Consider the following 21796-nt stretch of genomic DNA (forward strand, 5'->3'; position numbering starts at 1 on the left):
GCCATGCGGCTACCCGGGCTGACCGGCGTCGCCACGCTCGCCTGGCCATTGCTGGTCTGGCTGGCGCTGCGGCATCACGTGGCGCTGTTGCTGCCGCTGGCGCTGCTTTTTCTGCTGCGCGGCTGGCTGTTGCGCCATCAAGCCGGCCCGTTTAACGCGCTCAGTCAGCGGCTGGCGCTGGCCGGCGCGGCGCTTTGCCTGTTTAGCCTGCTGCCGGGTCAACAGCATCTGCTGCTGTGGTATCCGGTGGCGGTCAATGGCGCGCTGCTGCTGCTGTTTGGCAGTTCACTGTTCAGCGGTATACCGCTGGTCGAACAGCTGGCGCGGCTGCGCGAACCCGATTTGCCGCCGCGTGCCGTGCGCTACACGCGGCGCGTCACGCAGATCTGGTGCCTGTTTTTTATCCTGAATGGCACTATTGCGACCTTTACCTGCCTGCACGGCGATATGGCATTGTGGACACTATGGAACGGTTTACTCAGTTATCTGCTTATTGGCCTGCTGATGGCCGGGGAATGGCTGGTGCGTCAGCGCATCAGGCGGGCGGCGTGACCATCGCGCCTTTTGCCAGTTGGCTAAGCGGCAACGAACGACTGGTTGCCTGGCGCGATGCGCAGCCGATCATGCTCAGCACGCTGCGCCAGCAGGTCAGCGCGCTTTGTCAGCAGCTGCAACAGCGGTCGGAAATGCGCTGGGCGCTCTGCTTCGACGACAGCTACCTGTTCTGCGTTGCGCTGCTGGCCTGCCTGCATGCTGGAAAGACGCCGGTGATGCCGGGCCATGCGCGGCCTGCGCTGCTACGCGAACAGCGCCGCAGCTTTGATGCGCTGCTCAGTGACAGTCTGATCGCGATGGGCAAACCGGCGTTGCGCATCGGCAAACGCGCCGGACGCTCAGCCGCGCCGCTGCCCGCGGTGGAGGATAGCGCTCATCTGGTGCTGTTCACCTCCGGTTCTACCGGTCAGCCACGTGAAATCATCAAGCCACTGGCCGGACTGCTGCGTGAAGCGCAGTGGCTGGCAACGCTGTGGGGCGACCAGCTGGCCAACAGCCAGATCATCGCCTCGGTCAGCCATCAACATCTTTATGGCCTGACGTTTCGCATCCTGCTGCCACTGGCGCTGCGCCTGCCGTTCGATGCGCGCCAAATCCTCTATGCCGAACAGCTCTCTGTGCGGCCACCCAGCCCGAAAACGGTCTTTATCAGCAGCCCGGCTTTTCTGCGTCGTCTTGATCAGGCGCTACAGGTGCCCGCCTGCGCGCTGGTGATCTCTGCCGCCGGCGCGCTCAGCACCGCTGAGAGCGCGCGCGCCGCTGCCTGGTGTGGCTGCCCGGTCGGCGAAATCTACGGCAGCACTGAAACCGGCGTCATCGCCTGGCGGCTCGGCGCAGGCGTCTGGCAGCCGTTTGCCGACGTGACCTTTACCCCGCAGCCGCAGGATCGCTGGCAGATTCACTCCCCGCTGATTGCAGGCGAAGGCACGCTAATGCTGGACGATCGGCTGACGTTTCACGCGGAGCAGGGCTTTGACATCGTTGGCCGCCATGACCGCGTGGTAAAAATTGAAGATAAACGCATCTCGCTCAGCGAGGTGGAGCGTCGCCTGATGGCGCTGCCCGGCATTGTCGACGCCGCCACGCTGGTGATCTCCCGTCATGGTCGCCGCGCGGTGGGCGTGGTGCTGGTGGCCGCTGACCTGCCGGATGCCGACCAGCTGCCGCTGCTGAAACGGCAGTGGAAGCAGGCGTTGCAGCCGTGGCTGGAGCCGCTGGCGGTGCCGCGCTACTGGCGCTGCGTTACGTCGATACCCCACAACAGCCAGAGCAAGCGTGACTGGCAACGGATTGAGGAGCTGTTTGATGCTGCCGACTGAGCTGGCTCGTCACCAGGTGGACAACCGTGCGGAACTGCTGCTGCGTGTTGATCCTGACCTGTTCTGGTTTCGCGGTCACTTTCCCGACCAGCCGTTGCTGCCCGGCGTGGCGCAGCTCGACTGGGTAATGCATTACGGCATCCTGCTGCTGGCGCCGAATCATCATTTTGCCGCGGTGGAAAACATCAAGTTTCAGCAGCCGATCCTGCCGGGCAGCACGCTCTGCCTGCGCATCAGCTGGCTGGCGGAGAAGCGGCAGCTCACCTTTAGCTACGCCAGGATAGCGGGGGCATCAGAAACCGTCGCCAGCAGCGGGAAGATCGGCCTGTGCTAGGTGATGCCTTTTCGCCCTGCGTGGTGATTCCCTGCTACAACCACGGCGCGATGATCGCCTCGGTGCTGGCGCGTCTGGCGCCGTTTCACCTGCCGATCATTGTGGTTGACGATGGCAGCGATGCCGCCACCGTTGCCGCACTGGCCAGCCTGCAGGCAGAGGATCTGCAAATTCTGCGGCTGTCGCCTAACGCTGGCAAAGGCGCCGCGGTGATCCACGGCCTGCGCGCTGCCGCCGCCCGTGGCTTCAGCCATGCGCTTCAGCTCGACGCTGACGGCCAGCATCAGGTGGAAGATGTGCCACGGCTGCTGGCGGAAGCCAAAGCCTGGCCAGAGTGTTTGATTTCCGGCCAGCCGCTGTATGACAGCTCGGTGCCGAAAGCACGGCTTTATGGCCGCTACATCACGCACTTTTGGGTCTGGGTGGAAACGCTGTCGTTTGCCATCAAAGACAGCATGTGCGGTTTTCGCGTTTATCCGTTAGCCGCCACGCTGGCGCTATGTGCAGAGCGGCCGATTGGCCAGCGCATGGATTTCGACACCGAAATCATGGTGCGCCTCTGGTGGCGCGGCACCCGCAGCCGTTTTATCACCACCCGCGTCACCTATCCGGCCGATGGGGTATCGCACTTTGATGCGCTGCGCGACAACCTGCGCATCTCCTGGATGCATACCCGCCTCTTTTTTGGCATGCTGCCGCGCATTCCCCAGTTGCTGCGCCAGCGGCCGGAAGCGCACTGGTCGGCGGTTTCTGAACGCAAAGGGCAGGCTGGCCTGCGGCTGATGCTGGCGGTGTGGCGCTACGGCGGGCGATTGCCGTTTACCCTGCTGCTCTGGCCGGTGGTGGCGGTCTACTGGCTCAGTGGTTCCACCCAGCGCCGCGCATCACAACAGTGGCTGCAGCGGGTGAAAAAACAGGCGGCAGAGCGACAGATTGCGCTGCCACCGCCGCTTAACAGCTACCGTCACTTTGTGCGCTTTGGTCAGGCGATGCTGGATAAGGTCGCCAGCTGGCATGGCGAACTGCGCTGGGGCAAAGAGGTAGTATTTGCCCACGGCGCCGAGCAGGCGTTGCGTGCGGAACAGCCCGGTGGACGACTGATCCTCGCCTCGCACTTAGGCGACATCGAAGCATGCCGCGCGCTGGCGCAGCAGGTGAGTGGTCTGGTGATCAACGCGCTGGTATTTACTGAAAACGCACAGCGTTTCCGTCAGGCGCTGGAGGCGATCGCTCCGCAGGCGGGCGTTAACCTGCTGCCGGTGAGCAACATCGGCCCGGAAACTGCCATTTTGCTGCAGCAAAAACTCGACGCCGGTGAATGGGTGGCGATCGTGGGCGATCGCACGGCGGTAAACCGGCAGCGCGGTGGTGAACGTCGCGTGATCTGGAGTGATTTTATGGGCCAGCAGGCGCCGTTTCCGCAGGGGCCGTTTGTGCTGGCGGCGGCGTTGCGTTGCCCGGTGATCCTGATGTTTGCGCTGCGTCAGCAGGGCAGGCTGCATATCCACGCAGAGCCTTTTGCCGATCCGTTACTGTTGCCGCGCGCGTCACGCCAGCAGGCGTTGCAGGCCACGGTGGATCGCTATGCACAGCGCCTTGAGCATTACGCCTTACTGGCGCCGCTGGACTGGTTTAACTTTTTTGATTTCTGGACGTTGCCAGGCGCAGCGCCCTCGTGTGAGGAACGCCATGAACAGCAGTGATCTGAGTATTGAGGTGAATATCGTGGTGCCTTTCCACGATGTCGACGCCATGAAGGTGGTCTGGCACGGCAACTACTTTCGTTACTTTGAGGTGGCGCGTGAGGCGCTGCTGGGCAAATTTGGTTACGGCTATCGGGCGATGGAAGCCAGCGGTTACGCCTGGCCGGTGGTCGATACGCGGGTGAAATATCGGCAGGCGGTGAGCTTTGAACAGGCGATCCGCGTGCGTGCCACCATTGTGGAGTATGAAAATCGCCTGCGCATTGATTATGTCATTTTTGATGAAGCGGGACGGCGTACCACCACCGGTTACACCATTCAGGTGGCGGTGGCGATCGCCAGCCGCGAAATGTGCTTTGTTTCCCCGCCGGTGCTGCTGGAAAAATTAGGAGTGACGCTGTGAAAAAAGGGCTATTTCTTCTGTTGTGGTGCTGGGCGGCGGCGACGCAGGCAGTGACGCTTGACGATCTGCAGCAGCGCTTCGCCAGCCAGCCGGTGGTGCGCGCGGACTTCACCCAGCAACGACAGATTGACGGCATGGCGCAGCCGCTGCGCTCCAGCGGTCGCATGGTCATTGCGCGCGAAAAAGGGCTGTGGTGGCGACAGGATGCGCCTTTTGCCATGACGCTGCTGCTTGACGATCGGCGCATGGTGCAAGAGATGGCGGGTCAGCCTGCACAGGTAGTGACCGCCGCCAACAATCCACAGATGTTCCAGTTTAATCATCTGCTGCGGGCGCTGTTTCAGGCCGACAGGCGGGTGCTCGAAGAGAACTTTCGCCTCGACTTCCACGACGGCGGCCAGGGAAACTGGCGGCTGGTGCTGACGCCAAAGGCGGCGCCGCTCGATAAGCTGTTCAACACCATCACTCTTACTGGTGAGCGTTTTCTCAATACCATCGACCTTGACGACAAGCAGGGCGATAAAACCCACATCGTTCTCAGCCATCAGCGCAGTGAACCGGCGGTGCTGAGCGACGCAGAGCAGCGGGATTTTGATGTTCACTAAACGTCGGCTGGCGCAGCTCTGGCTACTCTGTGTCGCGCTGCTGCTGATCGCGCTGTTGTGGCTGTTGCCGCAGGCGCGCATTAACAGCAGCGTGCTGGCGCTGTTGCCCCAGCAGACGCTGGGTGCGACGCCCGCTGCGGTGCAGTCCGGTTTTATGCAGCGGCTGGATCGGCAGATGGTCTGGCTGGTTGCCGCCGATGAGGCGCACGGTGAGCAGGTGGCGCAGAGCTGGCTGACGGCGCTGCGTGGCATACCCGCGCTGACACAGTTGCAGGGGCCGATCGATAGCGCGCAGCAGCAGGCGTGGGGCGCATTTGCCTGGCAGCACCGCAATGGTTTGCTGGATCCGGCCACCCGTGAACGGCTGCAGCAGGGCGGTGAGGCGCAGGCCCGCTGGGTGCTGGCGCAGCTTTTCTCGGCGTTTGCCGGGGTGAGCGGCAAAGAGATTCAGCAGGATCCGCTGTTGCTGACGCGCGGCGCGCAGCTGGCACTGCAGCAGAATGCCAGCCGCATGACGCTGCGTAACGGCTGGCTGACGGTGCAGGATGCCCAGGGACGCCGCTGGTATTTTCTGCACGGCGAACTGACGGGCAACGCTTTCAGCATGCAGCAAAGTCATACGCTGGTCGCCGCGCTGGCCGAGCGTGAAGCGGCGTTAAAAGCGCGCTGGCCCGACGCCACGCTGTTGACCCGTGGCACGGTGCTGTTCAGCGATCACGCCAGCCAGCAGGCGCAGCACGATATTTCCACGCTGGGCAGCGCCACCGTCGCGGGCGTGTTACTGCTGGTATGGCTGGTATTTCGATCGCTGCGCCCGCTTCTGCTGTGTGCGCTGTCGGTAGGCATCGGTGCCATGACCGGCACCGTGCTGACGCTGCTGCTGTTTGGCGAACTGCATCTGATGACGCTGGTGATGAGCCTGAGCATCGTGGGCATTTCGGCTGATTACACGCTCTATTACCTGACTGAACGCATGGTGCATGGCGCCGAAGCCTCGCCAACCGACAGCATGCGCAAGGTGCGTCCGGCGATGCTGCTGGCGCTGGGCACCACGGCGATTGCCTGGCTGGTGATGCTACTGGCCCCTTTTCCGGGGCTGCGCCAGCTGGCGGTGTTTGCCGCCAGTGGCCTGGCCGCCGCCTGTTTAACGGTGATCTGCTGGTATCCGCTGCTGGTACGCGGCCTGCCGGTACGGCCTGTGCCCCTGATGATTACGCTGGCGCGTTGGCTGGCGGCCTGGCGTCGTAATCAGCGGGTGCGCATTGGCGTGCCGTTGGCAGTGCTGCTGTTTTCGCTGTTCGGGCTTATGCAGCTGAAGATCGATGATGATATTTCGCGCCTGCAGGCGCTGCCGTCGGCGCTATTAGCACAGGATCAACAGGTTGCGCAGTTGACCGGACAGCAGGCCGATCAAACCTGGTTTGTGGTTTCCGGCGCCTCGCCACAGCAAACGCTGGAGCGGCTGGACGCGCTGGCGGCAAAACTGCCTGCGGCGCAGCGTCAGCAGTGGCTGGGCGCATACCGGCTGCTGCCGCTGAACTCGCTGGCCCGTCAGCAGCAGGATCGTGCGCTGATTAACGCCGCCGCGCCTGCGGTTGTCGCGGCCTTGCGTACCGCGGGTATAAGCGCGCCGCAGGTCAACGGCGATGCCATGCCGGTAACGGTTGAGAGCTGGCTCAACAGCCCACTGTCAACCGGCTGGCGGCTGCTGTGGCTCAGCGTTAACGAGGGTGAAAGTGGCGTGCTGGTGCCGGTCAGCGGCGTGAAAAACAGCCAGGCTCTGGGCCAGCTGGCTGCCAGTCTACCGGGCGTGAGCTGGGTCGATCGCAAGGCAAGCTTTAACGATCTGTTTGCCCACTATCGGGCCATGCTGTCGATGTTGCTGGCGGTAGCGCTGGCGATCATCGCGGTGAGTTATATGTGGCGTCTCGGCTGGCGCCGGGGCCTGCGCAGCATGCTGCCTTCGCTGCTTTCGCTGGCCGCCGGACTGGCCGCGCTCGGTTACAGCGGGCAGGCGCTCAACCTGTTTGCGCTGCTGGCGCTGGTACTGGTGCTCGGCATTGGTATTAATTACAGCTTATTTTTCAGTAATCCGCGCGGCACGCCGATAACCTCTCTGCTGGCGGTGACGCTGGCGATGCTGACCACGCTGTTAACGCTGGGCATGCTGGTATTCAGCACCACGCAGGCGATCGTCAGCTTCGGCATCGTACTCTGCTGCGGTATCTTTACCGCCTTTTTGCTGGCGCCGCTGGCGCTGCCTGAACAGAAGAGGAAGCGAAAATGAGAAGATTGGCAATAGTGCTGTGCGCCGTGCTGCTGCTGGCAGGCTGCGCACGGCCGGTAACCACCGCGACGCCGCAGGCGTGGCTGAAGCCCGGCGTGCAAGTCTCGCTGCCGCCGCCGGGTATCCGCCCAGCGTTCAGCGAGCAGCAGCTGTTGACCGGCAAAGTAAAGGGTCAGCAGCAGTCGCTGATGGTGCTGCTAAGCGCTAATAGTGACAGTGTCACGTTAGCCGGGCTGTCATCGCTCGGCATTCGTTTGTTCCGTCTAACTTACAGCAGCAGCGGCATTCACAGCGAGCAGGCAATAGCGCTGCCGAAAATGCCGCCCGCCAGCCAGGTGCTGGCTGATGTGATGCTGAGCCGCTGGCCGGTGAGCGCCTGGCAGCCGGTCTTGCCGCGCGGCTGGACGCTGGTCGATGTCGGATTGCAACGCCAGTTACGCGATCAGAACGGCACGCTGGTTACGGATATTCACTACCTGATGCGCGGCGATCGGCGCCAGCCGGTGTCGATACAGCAGTTCGCTTTTGGTTATCTGATTACTATACAAACGCTGGATCCCTGATGATGTTTATCTCTGCCGTCGGCATGCTGAGCGCGCTGGGCAATAATCTTGATGAAACCGCAGATAACCTGCGGCGTGGCGTGGCGCCCGGCATGCAGCCAGGCCAGCAGTGGTTGATCGGTAACAAGCCTTGCTGGGCCGGGCAGGTGACCGGGGATCTGCCGCCAGTGCCGACGTCGCTGTCCGCGCACGATACGCGTAATAATCGGTTACTGCTGGCGGCGCTGGCGCAGATTCGTCCTGAGGTGGATGCGGCGATCGCACGCGTAGGGCGGCAACGGGTGGCGATTGTGCTGGGCACCAGCACCTCCGGTGTTGATGAGGGCGATCGTCATATCAGCGATGGTTCGCGGCCTTTTCATTATGCGATGCAGGAATTAGGCGATCCGTCGCGCTTTCTGGCGGCGACGCTGGGGCTACACGGCCCGGCTTACACGATTTCCACCGCCTGCTCCTCCAGCGCGCGCGCGGTGCTCAGCGGCGCGCGGCTGATCGCCGCCGGGCTGGCGGACGTGGCGCTGGTCGGCGGTGCTGATTCGCTCAGCCGCATGCCGATGAACGGTTTTGACAGCCTGGAATCGCTGTCAGCCCGGCGCTGCGTGCCGTTCAGCAGTGAGCGCGACGGCATTACTATCGGTGAAGGCGCGGCGCTGATGCTGTTGACCCGCGAGCCACAGCCGGTGGCGCTGCTCGGTGGCGGCGAATCCTCCGATGCCTGGCATATGTCAGCGCCGCATCCGCAGGGCGAGGGCGCGCAGCGGGCGATGGAGATGGCGCTGCGTACGGCGCAGCTGACGCCGCAGCAGATCGGCTATATCAACCTGCACGGCACCGCCACGCGGCTCAATGATGAGATTGAAGCGGGCGTGGTGCAACGCATGTTTGGCGACAGCGTGCCCGCCAGCTCCACCAAACACCTGACCGGCCATACGCTGGGCGCCGCAGGCATCTGCGAAGCGGCGCTAAGCTGGCTGCTGCTGACCCGCGCGCTGCCGTTGCCGCAGCAGGATTTCAGTCAGTCACCGCTCGACAGTAGCCTGCCACCATGCGGTCTGCTGCACACCGGCGCACCGCTTAGCACGCCGGTTATTCTGTCGAACTCTTTTGCTTTTGGCGGCAATAACGCCTGCCTGATTTTAGGACGTTGCGATGAGTGATTATCTCTCTGCCGCTCACTATTTACCGCACGCCGCGCCGATGGTGCTGCTTGATCGGGTGATCGCCGTCAGTGACGACGGCGCCCATTGTCAGGTGCGCGTCAGCCACGATGGCGTTCTGGCGCCGTTTCTCGATGCACAAGGGCAGTTGCCCGCCTGGTTTGGCGTGGAGATCATCGCCCAGACAGTGGGCGTCTGGTCGGGCTGGCACGGCCTGCAGGCGGATGGCGCCACGCCACAGCCGGGGATGCTGCTGGGCGGACGCGGTTATCGGGCGCAGCAGCCCTGTTTCTCCGGCGGCGCGCTGCTGGATGTGCAGGTAAAGCTGCTGATGCGCGATGCCAAAATCGGCAGCTTTGAGGGGCAGATTTTTATTGATGGCGAGCCGGTGGCAGCGGGGCGTCTCAACACCTATCAGCCCGATCGCCACGAACTTCAACAGCTTCTACAACAGGATTTACCATCATGACGCGTTCCGTATTGGTTACCGGCGCCAGCAAAGGCATCGGCCGCGCCATCGCGCAGCGGCTGGGCAGCGAAGGCTTCACTATCATCGTGCATTATCACAGCGATCGGGCGGGTGCCGAACAGACCGCTAGCGCGATCTGCGAGGCCGGTGGCAGCGCGCGAACGCTGGGATTCGACGTGGCGGATCGCGTCACCTGTCGTGAACAGATCGAGCAGGATATCGCGCAGCACGGCGGCTATTACGGCGTCATCAGCAACGCGGGCATCACCCGTGACGGTGCTTTTCCTGCGCTGAGTGACGATGACTGGGACCGCGTGATCCATACCAACCTCGACAGCTTCTATAACGTCATTCATCCCTGCGTCATGCCGATGATTGGCCTGCGTAGCGGCGGTCGCATTATTACCCTGTCGTCGGTTTCCGGCATGATGGGCAACCGTGGGCAGGTCAACTACAGCGCGGCTAAAGCGGGCATTATTGGTGCCACCAAGGCGCTGGCGGTGGAGCTGGCCAAACGGCGCATCACCGTCAACTGCATCGCGCCGGGGCTGATCGATACCGGCATGAGCGGCCTCGAGCCGCATGTGGTGGAAGAGGCGATGAAAATTATTCCGATGAAGCGTATGGGCGAGGCGGAAGAGGTAGCTGGGCTGGCGAGCTATTTGATGTCCGACATTGCGGGCTACGTGACGCGGCAGGTGATTGCCATCAACGGAGGTATGCTGTGATTCATCGTGTGGTGGTAACCGGTATGGGCGGCGTGACGGCGTTTGGTGAACGCTGGGAAGCAGTGGCGCAGCGTCTGCGCGCCGGACGCAACGCGGTACGCAGCATGCCGGAATGGCAGATTTATGACGGGTTGAATACGCTGTTGGGCGCGCCAATTGATGATTTTTCGCTGCCCGCGCACTACACGCGTAAGCGTATTCGCTCTATGGGTCGCGTGTCACTGCTGGCGACCCGCGCCTGTGAACTGGCGCTGGAGCAGGCGGGTTTGCTGGAGCATCCGGTACTCACCAGCGGCGAGACCGGCATCGCCTACGGATCCTCGACCGGCAGCACCGGTCCGGTAAGTGAATTTGCCACCATGCTGACCGAAAAGCATACCAACAACATTACCGGCACCACCTATGTGCAGATGATGCCGCATACCACCGCGGTCAACGCCGGGCTGTTTTTTGGCCTGCGCGGGCGGGTGATTCCCACCTCCAGCGCCTGTACTTCCGGCAGCCAGGCGATTGGCTACGCATGGGAAGCGATTCGCCACGGCTATCAGACGGTGATGGTTGCCGGTGGCGCGGAGGAGCTCTGTCCCAGCGAAGCGGCGGTGTTTGATACGCTGTTCGCTACCAGCCAGCGCAATGACGCGCCGCACAGTTCGCCCGCGCCGTTTGACGCCGAACGCGATGGCCTGGTGATTGGTGAAGGCGCAGGCACGCTGGTGCTGGAATCGCTGGAGCATGCACAGGCGCGCGGCGCCACGATCTATGCCGAGCTGGTGGGCTTTCATACCAACTGCGATGCGGCGCACATTACCCAGCCGCAGCGCGAAACCATGCAGATTTGCATTGAAAAAGCGTTGCAGAGCGCCGGTCTGCGGGCCGACCAGATTGGCTATATCAGCGCGCACGGCACCGCCACCGAACGCGGTGACAGCGCCGAGAGTGCGGCCACCGCCGCGGTGTTCGGTGCCCACACACCGATCTCATCACTGAAGAGCTATTTCGGCCATACGCTGGGTGCCTGCGGTGCGCTGGAAGCGTGGATGAGCATTGAGATGATGCGTGAAGGCTGGTTCGCGCCGACGCTGAATCTGCGGCGGCCAGCCGATGATTGCGCCGGTCTGGATTACATCACCGATGTGCCACGGGCGATCGACACGGACTACATACAGTCGAACAACTTTGCTTTTGGCGGCATCAATACTTCGCTGATTTTTCGCCGCTGGTCATAAGCAGATTTACGGCGCCGGATGGCGCCTTTTTTATCGCCATTTGCCATTGAGTTGCGCAGTAAATATGTCGCTATTGTCTTAAATCAACCTTTCTGGCTGCCGGAAGCGTAAACTGCAGCAGGATGTTAAAAAAACGTAATATTTACTCGCGAATTCGCGCGCCTGTGTCACAATAGCGCACCGAAACCGGTTCCAGCAGGATGCGGCGGCAGGATTTAACCTGTTGAGAGCGGTTTGGGATTTACTTTTCGCCGGTCAGAATAAATCTACTTTATCTGATTTGCGGTTGCGCCAGGCGCCTTTGCGTACTGATACACAGCAGCAGGTTTTGTCACTAAAAATAATGAATAACACGCCGCCCGATCATAAACATGAGTATCGCCCGCCGATGGACGATGCCCACTTCGCTATTGTGGTGCTTGCAGTGGCATCGCTAACGCTTATAATCTTTGTCCTGTTGATTACCTTATGGATGAGCTGATCTGTCGCCTGCGCGCGGCCAGCACAGCAAGGGAGCGCGTATGGAATCCCGGGATGATAAGCTTATTGCCGTTATTGGCCTGCTCTCTGCTTCCCTGATTGGCATGATTTTTCTGTTCATCATGACCTGGCTGGCGGACGTGCGTCGTTTCAGCGATGACGCCACCACCCAGCAATCGTGCCACAAGAAAATCAGCCCTCCGCCGATTCGTCATCACTGATGCCAGCTTTGCATCCTGATCTGCTGACTGCGTAATTCCAGCGCCAGCGGCTCATGCAGCGTGCGGTTGCCATTGGCGTCAGCCAGTCCAAACAGTGCGCCGGGCGAACGACGATCGTCGGCCCAGGCGGGATATTCCACTACCGGATAGATCGACACGCCTTCCAGCGCCACGCCCTGCGCCAGCGCCTGATTCGCCTGTTCTGCCACCTGCCGCAGCCAGGGCGCGCGCGCCGCGCCTTCCGCACCCGTTTCCGCCAGCAGCAAAGGCCGCTGATAACGCTGCCAGCAGGCGGCAAGCAGCGCGCTGAGCGGCTGCCGCGCCGGATGATCCGCGGGCAGGGCGCTGCCGTCGGTGAACCACTGGTTATCGTCATAGTAATTAAGGCCGATGATATCCAGGTAAGCCGCATCGCCACCGAGCGTCGGCTCGATGCGGCCCGCCAACATATCCCAGGCTTCAAACTGCGCTTCATGCAGCCGCGTGGCCAGCTCACGCTCGGCGCTGCTCTCATCGCGTGGCACCACGTTGACCAGCGGATCGGTAGCAACAAAACGGGCATCGGGGAAGACTTCTCTGATCGCAGCCATCGCCGCCAGCGAGGCGCGCACCAGCTGCTGCTTCAGGGTACGGCCACGACCACTGGCCCAAGGATTAAGCCAGGCGACGTCACCGCCGGCCCATGACCAAAAAGAGATCTGATTCACCGGGGTAAAAAACGGCCGCTCAATGCCTTCATCGCGCATGACCTGCGCCATCTCACGCGCGAAGCGCTGAAAACTGTCGACAAACGTCGGCGACCAGATATCAAGATGGGTCGGATAGCCAAAGTGGGCGAGTTCCCAGATCACCTCAAGCTGCTGATTCTCGGCGGCATGGATCATCGGCAGAAAGGTTGACCAGTCATAGTTCCCAGGCACTTTCTCAATCAGATGCCAGCGCGCGCCGTCGCGGGCGGTGCTGACATGCAGCGCCCGCAGCGCCGCGTAATCTTTCTCCAGCAGCATATCGTGGCCGCTGCTGATCACCATATCGAGCCGTTTGCCTTCGGCGCGGCAGGCGGTTGAGCAGCCAAAGCTGCCCTGAAAAAAACTGCGGAAAAGCTGCGGCTGGTGGCGCAGCGGGGGTGAATTAGGCTGCTGATCGACCATCGGGCATTCCTCTTTCCACACATGAAGGTTCGCTAAGTTTAGGTGTTGTCTGTCGATTGCACACGCCAGGCGACAGGGCGAGGTCAGCGCAGCGTAACAATTGCGTGGGATAGCCTAAACTCATTGCTGGCTAAGATATTCTTATCGGTCTAAGGAGAAGGGCATGCCTCATCGAATTCGGGTTGTACAGGGCGATATCACGCGTATGCAGGTCGATGCGATAGTCAATGCGGCGAACAGCAGCCTGCTCGGCGGTGGCGGCGTGGATGGTGCCATTCATCGTGCCGCGGGACCGGCGCTGCTTGACGCCTGCAAGGCCTGGACTGCGGTGCATGGCAGCTGCGCCACTGGCGAGGCGGTGATCACCGCCGCCGGACGTCTGCCGGTGCAGGCGGTGATCCACACCGTGGGCCCGGTCTGGCGCGGTGGCACGCAGGATGAAGCGCGGCTGCTGGCTAACGCCTATCGTAACTCGCTGCAGCTGGCGCTGGACAATCATATCGGCAGCCTGGCGTTTCCAGCTATCAGCACCGGCATTTACGGCTATCCGCCCCAGCAGGCGGCGCAGATCGCTTTTGCCACGGTCAGCGCGTTTCTGCAGGATCATCCGCTGCCGGAACGCGTCTGGTTTGTCTGTTTTGGCGAGGAGAGCTTCGTGCTTTACCAAAAACTGCTGGCTGAACAGCAGCATTCAGAGAAGTCGCATGACAATAGCTGGGCGCAGGATGAATAATCAGCATTCATATCTTATGACAAGGAAGCATCATGGTTGAGGCGGTCGACATTCCGGAGTACGCCGCGGCGAACCGGCTGGCACGGGCAATTGCGCCGCGGCTGGCTCGCCATCCGGGCAAATGCGGTATTCATCCGCTCAGTGATGGCCTGGACGCCTTTGCCGCTCGCTATCTGTTGATGGAGATGGCCGAGCAGACGCTGGATGTGCAGTATTACATCTGGCAAAACGACATGTCGGGCCGCCTGCTGTTCAGCGCGCTGCTGGATGCCGCCGATCGCGGTGTGCAGGTGCGGCTGCTGCTGGATGACAACAACACCATGGGGCTGGACGACATTCTCAGCGAGCTGAATCGCCATCCCAACATCGCCATTCGCCTGTTTAATCCGTTCTCGTTTCGCACCCTGCGCGCGCTCGGCTATCTCACCGATTTTGCCCGCCTTAATCGCCGCATGCACAACAAAAGCTTTACCATTGACGGCATGGCCACCATCGTCGGTGGCCGCAACGTCGGCGATGAATATTTTGCCGCAGGCGAACAGCCGCTGTTTTCTGACCTTGACGTGCTGGCGATTGGGCCGGTGGTGAACGATGTGGCGCAGGATTTTGAACGCTACTGGCAGAGCAAAGCGGTATCGCCGCTGAATGAGGTGGTGGAGCGCGGCGAGCAGGATCCGCATCAGACGGTGCGCCTGCCCACCGAATGGCAGGAGAACGATCAGGTAAAAAAATACCTGAATCGCCTGCGCGCATCCGCCTTCGTCAGCCAGTTTGACAGCGGTTCCCTGACCATGACCTGGGCGAAAACGCGCCTGCTCAGCGACGATCCGCGTAAGGGTTTGGGCAAGGCCACGCGCGGCTCTCTATTGCCGGTTCGCATGCTGGAGGTGATCGGTAAACCGGAAAAGCAGTTTGATATTATTTCAGCCTACTTTGTGCCGACCCGCGCCGGCGTCGCCCAACTGCTGTCGCTGGTACGCAAAGGGGTTAAAATATCGATTCTGACCAATTCGCTGGCGGCCAACGACGTCTCTATTGTGCATGCCGGTTACGCCAAGTGGCGGAAAAAGCTGCTGCGCTACGGTGTCGAGCTCTATGAGCTCAAGCCGCACAGCGATGGCCGTGACGCGCCGCATGACCGCGGACTTACCGGTAATTCCGGCTCCAGCCTGCATGCGAAAACTTTTAGCGTGGATAACGAAAAGCTGTTTATCGGCTCGTTTAACTTCGATCCGCGATCGGCGGTGCTCAATACCGAAATGGGGCTGGTGATTGAGCATCCGATGTTGGCGACCGAAGTGCATGAGCGCTTTATCGATAGTATCCGCGATCGCGCCTGGAAGCTGCGTCTGGATAAATGGGGACGGGTTAATTGGATTGAACATGCCGGTGAGCCTGAGGAAATGGTGCACAAGCATGAGCCACGCACCAAATTCATTCAGCGGCTGCTGGTGCGCCTGGTATGGCGCTTGCCGGTGGAGTGGCTGTTGTAAGCGCGGGCGGCGATAACGGGCCGCCCGCATCAGCGCTATTTTTTGGCGCTGCGCCCGGAGAACAGGAAACGCAGCAATGGAATGCGCAGGTGAATCTCATAGAGCAGAAAGGCAAGGGCAAAAATCAGCGCCAGGCCAACAAAAAAGCCCAGCGTATTGTTAGCGATGTGTGGCGTGATAAAGATGCCGTACAGCAGCGTCAGCGGATGGTGCACCAGATAAATGAACAGCGACGCGTTAACCAGATAGGTGATGCGCGGCGAATGGGCATTTAACAGCCGGTGACCAAAGGCAAACACCACGTTAGTCATAAACACGCCCATCATCAGCACAATCAATGCATCCAACTCATAGAGCCAGCCTTCACCGCTGCTGTAGCGCTGATTCGCCACGTAGAGCGCAAAGGTCACCGCTGCGCCAAGGTGCATGGCGGGGTTGAAACGGACAAACAGCGCTTTCAGCGGCGGATGTTTCCACGCCAGCGCGCCCAGCATAAAGAACGGCAGGAACAGTGTGGTTTGCATCACGCCGATGCTGAACAGACCATCCATCAGCCAGGTCGGCTGGAAAATAAAGATCAAACGGCGCAACAGGCACCAGACCAGGCCATAGGCGAGAAACGCGCCCAGCAGCGTACCCCAACCCACCTGGCGATAGTCACGCTGCGAAGCGGGGCGATCGCGTAGCCAGCGAAAGACGAGCATGCCAAGGGTGGTCAGAATCACCAGCACCAGCAAAAACCACAGGTGTGAAATCAGGTTCCAGGCGAGGGTATTAAACTTCTGGTAAAAATCGAAGCTGTTCCAGTCACCAACGGCACTGGTGTAATGCTTCAGCAGAAAGAATTGCGGCAGAGTAAACAGCGGCACCGCTGCCAGCATGGGGATGCCCACGCGCTCCAGCCTGACTTTCAGCCAGCGCGCGGGTTCATAGCGCAAATAGAGCATGTAGGAAAAATAGCCTGAAATAACAAAGAATACCTGCATGCGAAAGGCATGGATAAACTCGTTAAACAGGGTCAGCCATTGGGACGGATCGGCGCTGTTTACGGCCCAGGATTGACTGGAGTAAATCAGGGAGACGTGAAAGGGCACGCCCAACAGCATTAAATATGCCCGAATGGAATCAAGAAAATATTCGCGTTGCTGAGTTGTGGTAGGCATAGGTATCCGGAATCTGTGCTGTTGTTGCACTGGTTCACCCTGAACCAGCTTTCTGCGCAAAATACTTTATAGTGCATATTGCGCTTATACTATCAGGCTATTCTGTAAGGTTGAATTATCCGAAAACAAGCGGATAAACCCGCGAAAACAGTGAACAAATTGGCTCGGCCGCTGTCGGAAAGCGGAATAATCCATTAATATGGGTGCGATTGATTTAAGCACACGAAAGGGGGGGATGTGCTAATTAAAAGTAAAACCAAAAAAGAGAATACGTTGCGCTGGTTAAGTGCGGCGGTTCTTCTTGCGATGTACGCCAACAACAGTTGGGCTTTCAGCATTGATGACGTCGCAAAACAGGCGAAAGATTTGGCAGGAAAAAGCTTTGAAGCGCCTAAAAGCAATTTGCCCTCTCAGTTGCGTGACATGAAATATGCCGATTACCAACAAATTCAGTTTAACCACGACAAAGCTTACTGGGGCAAGTTAAAGACCCCGTTTAAGCTCGAGTTTTACCATCAGGGAATGTATTTTGACGTGCCGGTTAAGCTCAATGAGGTAACCGCCAACACCGTTAAAGAGATCAAATATAATCCTGAATACTTTAACTTTGGCAGCGTGCAGCACGATCCGGAAACGGTTAAAAACCTCGGTTTTGCTGGGTTTAAAGTGCTCTATCCGCTGAACAGCAAAGGGAAAGATGACGAGATCACCAGCTTCCTTGGCGCGAGCTATTTCCGCGTCATTGGCGAAGGTCAGGTTTACGGCCTTTCAGCGCGCGGCTTAGCGATCGACACGGCGTTGCCGTCTGGCGAAGAGTTCCCACGCTTTAAAGCGTACTGGATTGAACGTCCAAAACCACAAGACAAGCAGCTGGTGATTTATGCGCTGCTTGATTCGCCACGTGCAACCGGTGCCTACCGTTTTGTTATTCATCCAGGCCGGGAAAGTGTGGTTGACGTGCAGTCCAAAGTCTATCTGCGTGACAGCGTAGGTAAACTGGGCGTGGCACCGCTGACCAGCATGTTCCTGTTCGGGGCTAACCAGCCTTCGCCGGTCACCAACTATCGTCCTTCACTGCACGATTCAGACGGCCTCTCTATCCACGCTGGCAACGGCGAGTGGATCTGGCGTCCGCTGAATAATCCACGTCATCTGGCGGTCAGCACCTTTACGGTTGAAAATCCGAAAGGCTTTGGTCTGCTGCAGCGTGGCCGCGAGTTTAATCAGTATCAGGACCTCGACGATCGCTACGATCTGCGTCCAAGTGGCTGGGTTGAGCCGCAGGGCGACTGGGGCAAAGGACGCATTGAGCTGGTGGAAATTCCAACCGCTGACGAAACCAACGATAACATCGTGGCGTTCTGGTCACCGGAAACCCTGCCAGAGCCAGGCAAAGAGATGAACTTCAAATATCGCCTGCACTTTACGCGCGATGAAGATCAGCTGCACTCGCCAGAAACCGCATGGGTGAAAAATACCCTGCGTTCTACCGGCGATGTTAAGCAATCTAACCTGGTGCGTCAGCCAGACGGCTCCATCGCTTTCGTTGTTGATTTCAATGGCAAAGAGATGAGCAAGCTGCCGGAGAATACGCCGGTTACGCCGCAGGTGAGCGTGGGTAAAAATGGCGATGTGGTCGAGCAGACCGTACGTTATAACCCGGTCACCAAAGGCTGGCGTCTGATTCTGCGCCTGAAGGTAAAAGATGCCAAGCAAACCACTGAAATGCGTGCCGCACTGATGAGCGGTGATAAAACGCTGACGGAAACCTGGAGCTATCAGCTGCCTGCCAATGAATAAATCGATTGTTACTCCCGAAGAGTATATTGATGCGCTGCCGCTGGATGCGGCACGTAAAGCGCAACTGGTCAGTGAACTTCCCGGACCTGGGGAAGATCACCGTTACACCAGGCTGCACCAGCAGCTTGGTCAGGATGGACCGGTAGAAACTCGCCCCGATGATGCACCGCTGAACTCGGTGAAATCACGTATTGAAATGAGCTGGCCCGATTCACTCGCTAACGGCGAGCAGTTCAGTACCGACTATCAGGGCCGTACCACGCTGAAAGCGATGCCGCCGGTTAAGCGTTCACTGATGTTTCCGGAAGCGTGGCGCACCAACCCGGTGGCGCGCGCCTGGGATTCATTCCGTGGCCGTAAATCGACCATGCGTTATGCCAACGCAGAAGAGCAACGCCAGGAAGATAAGTGGCGGCACGTAGGGTCGATTCGTCGCTACATCCTGCTGATCCTGACCATGTTCCAGACCGTCATTGCGACCTGGTACATGAAAACCATTCTGCCTTACCAGGGCTGGGCCTTGATCGATCCGATGGAAATGATCAACCAGAACTGGCAGCAGTCGGTGTTGCAGATCCTGCCGTACGTGTTGCAAACCGGTATTCTGTTCCTGTTTGCCATCCTGTTCTGCTGGGTTTCGGCGGGCTTCTGGACGGCGCTGATGGGCTTTCTGCAGCTGCTGATTGGACGCGATAAGTACAGTATTTCGTATTCCACCACCGGCGATGAACCGATCAATCCTGAGCATCGTACCGCGTTGATCATGCCGATCTGTAACGAGGACGTAGAGCGGGTGTACGCCGGTCTGCGCGCCACCTGGGAATCGGTGGTGCGTTCCGGTCAAAGCGAGCATTTTGACGTCTACATCCTCAGCGACAGCTACGATGCCGATATTGCGGTAGCCGAGCAGAAAGCCTGGATGGAACTGGTCAAAGATGTTGGCGGCGCCGGTAAGATCTTCTATCGCCGCCGTCGTCGTCGCGTGAAGCGTAAAAGCGGCAACATCGATGACTTCTGTCGTCGCTGGGGCAGCAACTACAGCTACATGGTGGTGCTGGATGCGGATAGCGTCATGAGCGGTGAGTGTCTGACCGGTCTGGTTCGCATGATGGAAGCCAACCCGAAAGCGGGCATTATCCAGTCGTCGCCAAAAGCGTCCGGCATGGATACGCTGTATGCGCGTTGTCAGCAGTTCGCCACCCGCGTTTACGGGCCATTGTTCACCGCCGGTCTGCACTTCTGGCAGCTTGGTGAGTCGCACTATTGGGGCCATAACGCCATTATCCGCGTGAAGCCGTTTATCGAGCACTGTGCGCTGGCGCCGTTGCCGGGCGAAGGTTCCTTTGCCGGTTCCATTCTCTCGCATGACTTTGTGGAAGCTGCGCTGATGCGTCGTGCCGGTTGGGGCGTCTGGATCGCCTATGACCTGCCTGGCTCCTATGAAGAGCTGCCGCCAAACTTGCTGGATGAGCTGAAGCGTGACCGTCGCTGGTGTCACGGTAACCTGATGAACTTCCGCCTGTTCCTGGTCAAAGGCATGCACCCGGTTCACCGTGCGGTGTTCTTAACCGGCGTGATGTCCTATCTGTCAGCACCGCTGTGGTTCCTGTTTTTGGCACTTTCAACGGCGTTGCAGGTGGTGCATACGCTGATGGAGCCGCAGTACTTCCTGCAGCCACGTCAGCTCTTCCCGGTTTGGCCGCAGTGGCGACCCGAACTGGCGATTGCGCTGTTCTCTACCACGCTGGTGCTGCTGTTCCTGCCGAAGCTGCTGAGCGTGGTGCTGATCTGGTGCAAAGGAGCGAAGCCTTACGGTGGCGCTATCCGGCTGTTCTTCTCGCTGCTGTTGGAAATGCTGTTCTCGGTGCTGCTGGCACCGGTGCGTATGCTGTTCCACACGGTGTTCGTGGTCAGCGCCTTCCTCGGCTGGGAAGTGGTCTGGAACTCACCGCAGCGTGATGATGATGCCACCCCCTGGGGCGAAGCGTTTCGTCGTCACGGTTCGCAGATGCTGTTGGGTATTGTCTGGGCGGCAGGGATGGGCTGGCTGGATCTCAACTTCCTGTGGTGGCTGGCGCCCATCGTCTTCTCGTTGATTCTGTCGCCGTTTGTGTCGGTGTTCTCCAGCCGGGCCACCAACGGCCAGGCGAGCCGCCGTATGCAGCTGTTCCTGATTCCGGAAGAGTACGATCCGCCGAAAGAACTGCTGGATACCGATCGTTATCTGATGCTGAACCGCGAACGCGTGCTGAAAAATGGCTTTATGCATGCGCTGTTCCATCCATCATTTAACGCGCTGGCCACCGCCATGGCGACCTCGCGTCACCTGAAGAGCGATCTGCTGGAGCACGCACGCGATCGGCATGTCGATCAGGCATTGAGCGATGCGCCAGCTAAGCTCACACGCGATCAGCGTCTGGTGCTGCTAAGCGATCCGGTCACGCTGGCGCGGGTGCACTATCGCCTGTGGCAGAATGCGGATAAATATCATGAATGGATCGAGCAGTACCGTACGTTGCAGTTGAATCCGCTGGCGTTGCCAGCAGGACAACCGCGCGATTAATCGGGCTGGAGAGATGAAAAAGCGGCAGCGATGCCGCTTTTTTTATGCAGTTTTATCGCGATTTGCCGATAATATCCCCACCTCTGACGCCGGGAAGAGACGGTTTTTCGCCGGTGAATTACCATGCCGCGCCGACAGGCAGGATAACCTCATGATTTTACGTCGCTTACTGATTACAGGATTATGCATCACGCTGCTCAGCGGATGTGGCAGCATTGTCAGCCGCACGTTTCCGGGGCAGGGGAAGGGAAATCAATACTATCCGGGCGTGCAATGGGATGTGCAGGACGGACCGTGGCGCTTTTTGACCATTATCGATCTTCCGCTATCACTGGTGGTGGACACCCTGCTGTTACCAGTGGATGCCCACCACGGGCCTTACGAATAATCAGGCGCGATTATCCGCGTCGGTATTATCGTCGGCCCATTCGTCGGCCGCAGTAGCGCCTTCTTCAGTATCTTCCGGCGGAGAGAGTTGAAATTCGCCGTCATCCCATTCGTGCAGCGTGTTTTCTGGCAGCCACTCTTGACGCAGTTCAATCTCGTCAAAGTCACCGTCAAAAATAGCCTGTGCCGCTTCGCCGCTGCACAGCGGCAGGCAATCGCCTTCGCTGCCTTCATCAGTGAAAAATTCCGCCTGCCACATGATGTCGCCATCCTGCATGACAAACTTTTGCAGGTTGAACTGGGCAACGCTGGCCTCGTCTTCGTCCGTGTCCGGATTTTCTTCAAGGTACAATTCACGTGCTGCATCAATGGCTTCTTCTAAGGTGCTGTACATATCACGCTCTACTTTGAACTCGTCGTCCATTGTCTTTCTCCTGGCAGGTTAAAATCATTCCC

At 59.5% G+C, this 21796-nt stretch carries 22 protein-coding genes; 19 read left to right on the forward strand and 3 right to left on the reverse strand.

From position 1 onward, the window contains the following. Window positions 1-3: 3 nt before the first annotated feature. The 14 genes from EM595_RS06875 (at window position 4) to EM595_RS06940 (ending at window position 12050) form a co-directional block, all read left to right on the forward strand. Entirely contained in the window at window positions 4-552 is a 549-nt protein-coding gene (locus EM595_RS06875) for a COG4648 family protein (protein WP_067429456.1), read from the forward strand. Then, the gene (locus EM595_RS06880) at window positions 516-1874 is read left to right on the forward strand and encodes an AMP-binding protein (protein WP_067429458.1); all 1359 of its coding nucleotides are present in this window, start codon (window positions 516-518) and stop codon (window positions 1872-1874) included. Before EM595_RS06875 ends, EM595_RS06880 begins: the two co-directional genes overlap by 37 nt. Next, window positions 1861-2208 carry a 3-hydroxyacyl-ACP dehydratase FabZ family protein gene (locus tag EM595_RS06885; RefSeq protein ID WP_067429461.1) on the forward strand — a complete coding sequence of 116 codons (348 nt, stop codon included), beginning with the start codon at window positions 1861-1863 and terminating at the stop codon, window positions 2206-2208. The genes EM595_RS06880 and EM595_RS06885 overlap by 14 nt, the downstream gene beginning before the upstream one ends. Then, window positions 2202-3911: a glycosyltransferase family 2 protein gene (locus EM595_RS06890; protein WP_067429463.1), complete on the forward strand. Its 1710-nt coding sequence runs from the start codon at window positions 2202-2204 to the stop codon at window positions 3909-3911. Before EM595_RS06885 ends, EM595_RS06890 begins: the two co-directional genes overlap by 7 nt. Next, window positions 3898-4314, forward strand: a complete 417-nt coding sequence (locus tag EM595_RS06895) for an acyl-CoA thioesterase (RefSeq protein ID WP_067429465.1) — start codon at window positions 3898-3900, stop codon at window positions 4312-4314. The genes EM595_RS06890 and EM595_RS06895 overlap by 14 nt, the downstream gene beginning before the upstream one ends. Beyond that, entirely contained in the window at window positions 4311-4919 is a 609-nt protein-coding gene (locus tag EM595_RS06900; RefSeq protein WP_067429468.1) for an outer membrane lipoprotein carrier protein LolA, read from the forward strand. The genes EM595_RS06895 and EM595_RS06900 overlap by 4 nt, the downstream gene beginning before the upstream one ends. Next, window positions 4909-7206 carry an MMPL family transporter gene (locus EM595_RS06905; protein WP_067429470.1) on the forward strand — a complete coding sequence of 766 codons (2298 nt, stop codon included), beginning with the start codon at window positions 4909-4911 and terminating at the stop codon, window positions 7204-7206. The genes EM595_RS06900 and EM595_RS06905 overlap by 11 nt, the downstream gene beginning before the upstream one ends. Then, window positions 7203-7769 carry a DUF3261 domain-containing protein gene (locus tag EM595_RS06910; RefSeq protein ID WP_067429472.1) on the forward strand — a complete coding sequence of 189 codons (567 nt, stop codon included), beginning with the start codon at window positions 7203-7205 and terminating at the stop codon, window positions 7767-7769. The genes EM595_RS06905 and EM595_RS06910 overlap by 4 nt, the downstream gene beginning before the upstream one ends. Next, on the forward strand, window positions 7769-8926 hold the full coding sequence (locus tag EM595_RS06915; RefSeq protein WP_067429474.1) for a beta-ketoacyl-[acyl-carrier-protein] synthase family protein: 1158 nt from the start codon (window positions 7769-7771) through the stop codon (window positions 8924-8926). Before EM595_RS06910 ends, EM595_RS06915 begins: the two co-directional genes overlap by 1 nt. Next, window positions 8919-9395: a hotdog family protein gene (locus EM595_RS06920; protein ID WP_067429477.1), complete on the forward strand. Its 477-nt coding sequence runs from the start codon at window positions 8919-8921 to the stop codon at window positions 9393-9395. The genes EM595_RS06915 and EM595_RS06920 overlap by 8 nt, the downstream gene beginning before the upstream one ends. Continuing rightward, window positions 9392-10123, forward strand: coding sequence for a 3-ketoacyl-ACP reductase FabG2 (locus tag EM595_RS06925; RefSeq protein ID WP_067429479.1), 732 nt, complete (start codon window positions 9392-9394; stop codon window positions 10121-10123). The genes EM595_RS06920 and EM595_RS06925 overlap by 4 nt, the downstream gene beginning before the upstream one ends. Beyond that, the gene (locus tag EM595_RS06930; protein WP_173645360.1) at window positions 10120-11349 is read left to right on the forward strand and encodes a beta-ketoacyl-ACP synthase; all 1230 of its coding nucleotides are present in this window, start codon (window positions 10120-10122) and stop codon (window positions 11347-11349) included. The genes EM595_RS06925 and EM595_RS06930 overlap by 4 nt, the downstream gene beginning before the upstream one ends. A 223-nt stretch (window positions 11350-11572) precedes the next feature. Continuing rightward, window positions 11573-11830: a hypothetical protein gene (locus EM595_RS06935; RefSeq protein WP_067429482.1), complete on the forward strand. Its 258-nt coding sequence runs from the start codon at window positions 11573-11575 to the stop codon at window positions 11828-11830. 40 nt (window positions 11831-11870) lie between these two features. Further along, a complete protein-coding gene (locus tag EM595_RS06940) occupies window positions 11871-12050 on the forward strand; it encodes a hypothetical protein (RefSeq protein WP_067429485.1) in 180 nt (59 codons plus the stop codon). Here EM595_RS06940 and EM595_RS06945 read toward each other — a convergent pair. Beyond that, window positions 12044-13201, reverse strand: a complete 1158-nt coding sequence (locus tag EM595_RS06945) for a glycoside hydrolase family 1 protein (protein ID WP_067429487.1) — start codon at window positions 13199-13201, stop codon at window positions 12044-12046. The genes EM595_RS06940 and EM595_RS06945 overlap by 7 nt on opposite strands. A 163-nt stretch (window positions 13202-13364) precedes the next feature. On the opposite strand from EM595_RS06945, the gene ymdB reads away from it, so the two are divergent. Together ymdB and EM595_RS06955 are read left to right on the forward strand one after the other, a co-directional pair. Beyond that, window positions 13365-13934, forward strand: a complete 570-nt coding sequence (gene ymdB / locus EM595_RS06950; RefSeq protein ID WP_067429490.1) for an O-acetyl-ADP-ribose deacetylase — start codon at window positions 13365-13367, stop codon at window positions 13932-13934. A 32-nt stretch (window positions 13935-13966) separates the two neighbouring features. Further along, a complete protein-coding gene (locus EM595_RS06955; protein WP_067429493.1) occupies window positions 13967-15427 on the forward strand; it encodes a phospholipase D family protein in 1461 nt (486 codons plus the stop codon). A 35-nt stretch (window positions 15428-15462) separates the two neighbouring features. Here the strand turns inward: EM595_RS06955 and mdoC are convergent, their stop codons facing one another. Beyond that, window positions 15463-16590 (reverse strand): glucans biosynthesis protein MdoC, encoded by a 1128-nt coding sequence (gene mdoC / locus EM595_RS06960; protein ID WP_067429496.1) that lies wholly within the window; start codon window positions 16588-16590, stop codon window positions 15463-15465. Window positions 16591-16896: 306 nt separating this feature from the next. Between mdoC and EM595_RS06965 the strand changes: the two genes are divergently transcribed. The 3 genes from EM595_RS06965 to EM595_RS06975 all read left to right on the forward strand — a co-directional run bounded on the left by EM595_RS06965 (window position 16897) and on the right by EM595_RS06975 (window position 21341). Continuing rightward, the gene (locus EM595_RS06965) at window positions 16897-18390 is read left to right on the forward strand and encodes a glucan biosynthesis protein G (protein WP_082691683.1); all 1494 of its coding nucleotides are present in this window, start codon (window positions 16897-16899) and stop codon (window positions 18388-18390) included. Next, on the forward strand, window positions 18383-20953 hold the full coding sequence (gene mdoH, locus EM595_RS06970) for a glucans biosynthesis glucosyltransferase MdoH (protein WP_067429502.1): 2571 nt from the start codon (window positions 18383-18385) through the stop codon (window positions 20951-20953). The genes EM595_RS06965 and mdoH overlap by 8 nt, the downstream gene beginning before the upstream one ends. A gap of 151 nt (window positions 20954-21104) precedes the next feature. Further along, window positions 21105-21341 (forward strand): YceK/YidQ family lipoprotein, encoded by a 237-nt coding sequence (locus EM595_RS06975; RefSeq protein ID WP_067429505.1) that lies wholly within the window; start codon window positions 21105-21107, stop codon window positions 21339-21341. Here the strand turns inward: EM595_RS06975 and EM595_RS06980 are convergent, their stop codons facing one another. Continuing rightward, a complete protein-coding gene (locus tag EM595_RS06980) occupies window positions 21342-21764 on the reverse strand; it encodes a MysB family protein (RefSeq protein ID WP_067429508.1) in 423 nt (140 codons plus the stop codon). Window positions 21765-21796: the final 32 nt, after the last annotated feature.

Origin of the sequence: Duffyella gerundensis, assembly GCF_001517405.1 — a bacterium.
Classification (GTDB): domain Bacteria; phylum Pseudomonadota; class Gammaproteobacteria; order Enterobacterales; family Enterobacteriaceae; genus Duffyella; species Duffyella gerundensis.

Coding starts and splice junctions, on each gene's coding strand:
- EM595_RS06875 (WP_067429456.1), top strand. CDS start 4: ATGCGGCTACCCGGGCTGACCGGCGTCGCCACGCTCGCCTGGCCATTG.
- EM595_RS06880 (WP_067429458.1), top strand. CDS start 516: ATGGCTGGTGCGTCAGCGCATCAGGCGGGCGGCGTGACCATCGCGCCT.
- EM595_RS06885 (WP_067429461.1), top strand. CDS start 1,861: ATGCTGCCGACTGAGCTGGCTCGTCACCAGGTGGACAACCGTGCGGAA.
- EM595_RS06895 (WP_067429465.1), top strand. CDS start 3,898: ATGAACAGCAGTGATCTGAGTATTGAGGTGAATATCGTGGTGCCTTTC.
- EM595_RS06905 (WP_067429470.1), top strand. CDS start 4,909: ATGTTCACTAAACGTCGGCTGGCGCAGCTCTGGCTACTCTGTGTCGCG.
- EM595_RS06910 (WP_067429472.1), top strand. CDS start 7,203: ATGAGAAGATTGGCAATAGTGCTGTGCGCCGTGCTGCTGCTGGCAGGC.
- EM595_RS06915 (WP_067429474.1), top strand. CDS start 7,769: ATGATGTTTATCTCTGCCGTCGGCATGCTGAGCGCGCTGGGCAATAAT.
- EM595_RS06920 (WP_067429477.1), top strand. CDS start 8,919: ATGAGTGATTATCTCTCTGCCGCTCACTATTTACCGCACGCCGCGCCG.
- EM595_RS06925 (WP_067429479.1), top strand. CDS start 9,392: ATGACGCGTTCCGTATTGGTTACCGGCGCCAGCAAAGGCATCGGCCGC.
- EM595_RS06940 (WP_067429485.1), top strand. CDS start 11,871: ATGGAATCCCGGGATGATAAGCTTATTGCCGTTATTGGCCTGCTCTCT.
- EM595_RS06945 (WP_067429487.1), bottom strand. CDS start 13,201: ATGGTCGATCAGCAGCCTAATTCACCCCCGCTGCGCCACCAGCCGCAG.
- ymdB (WP_067429490.1), top strand. CDS start 13,365: ATGCCTCATCGAATTCGGGTTGTACAGGGCGATATCACGCGTATGCAG.
- EM595_RS06955 (WP_067429493.1), top strand. CDS start 13,967: ATGGTTGAGGCGGTCGACATTCCGGAGTACGCCGCGGCGAACCGGCTG.
- mdoC (WP_067429496.1), bottom strand. CDS start 16,590: ATGCCTACCACAACTCAGCAACGCGAATATTTTCTTGATTCCATTCGG.
- EM595_RS06965 (WP_082691683.1), top strand. CDS start 16,897: ATGTACGCCAACAACAGTTGGGCTTTCAGCATTGATGACGTCGCAAAA.
- mdoH (WP_067429502.1), top strand. CDS start 18,383: ATGAATAAATCGATTGTTACTCCCGAAGAGTATATTGATGCGCTGCCG.
- EM595_RS06975 (WP_067429505.1), top strand. CDS start 21,105: ATGATTTTACGTCGCTTACTGATTACAGGATTATGCATCACGCTGCTC.
- EM595_RS06980 (WP_067429508.1), bottom strand. CDS start 21,764: ATGGACGACGAGTTCAAAGTAGAGCGTGATATGTACAGCACCTTAGAA.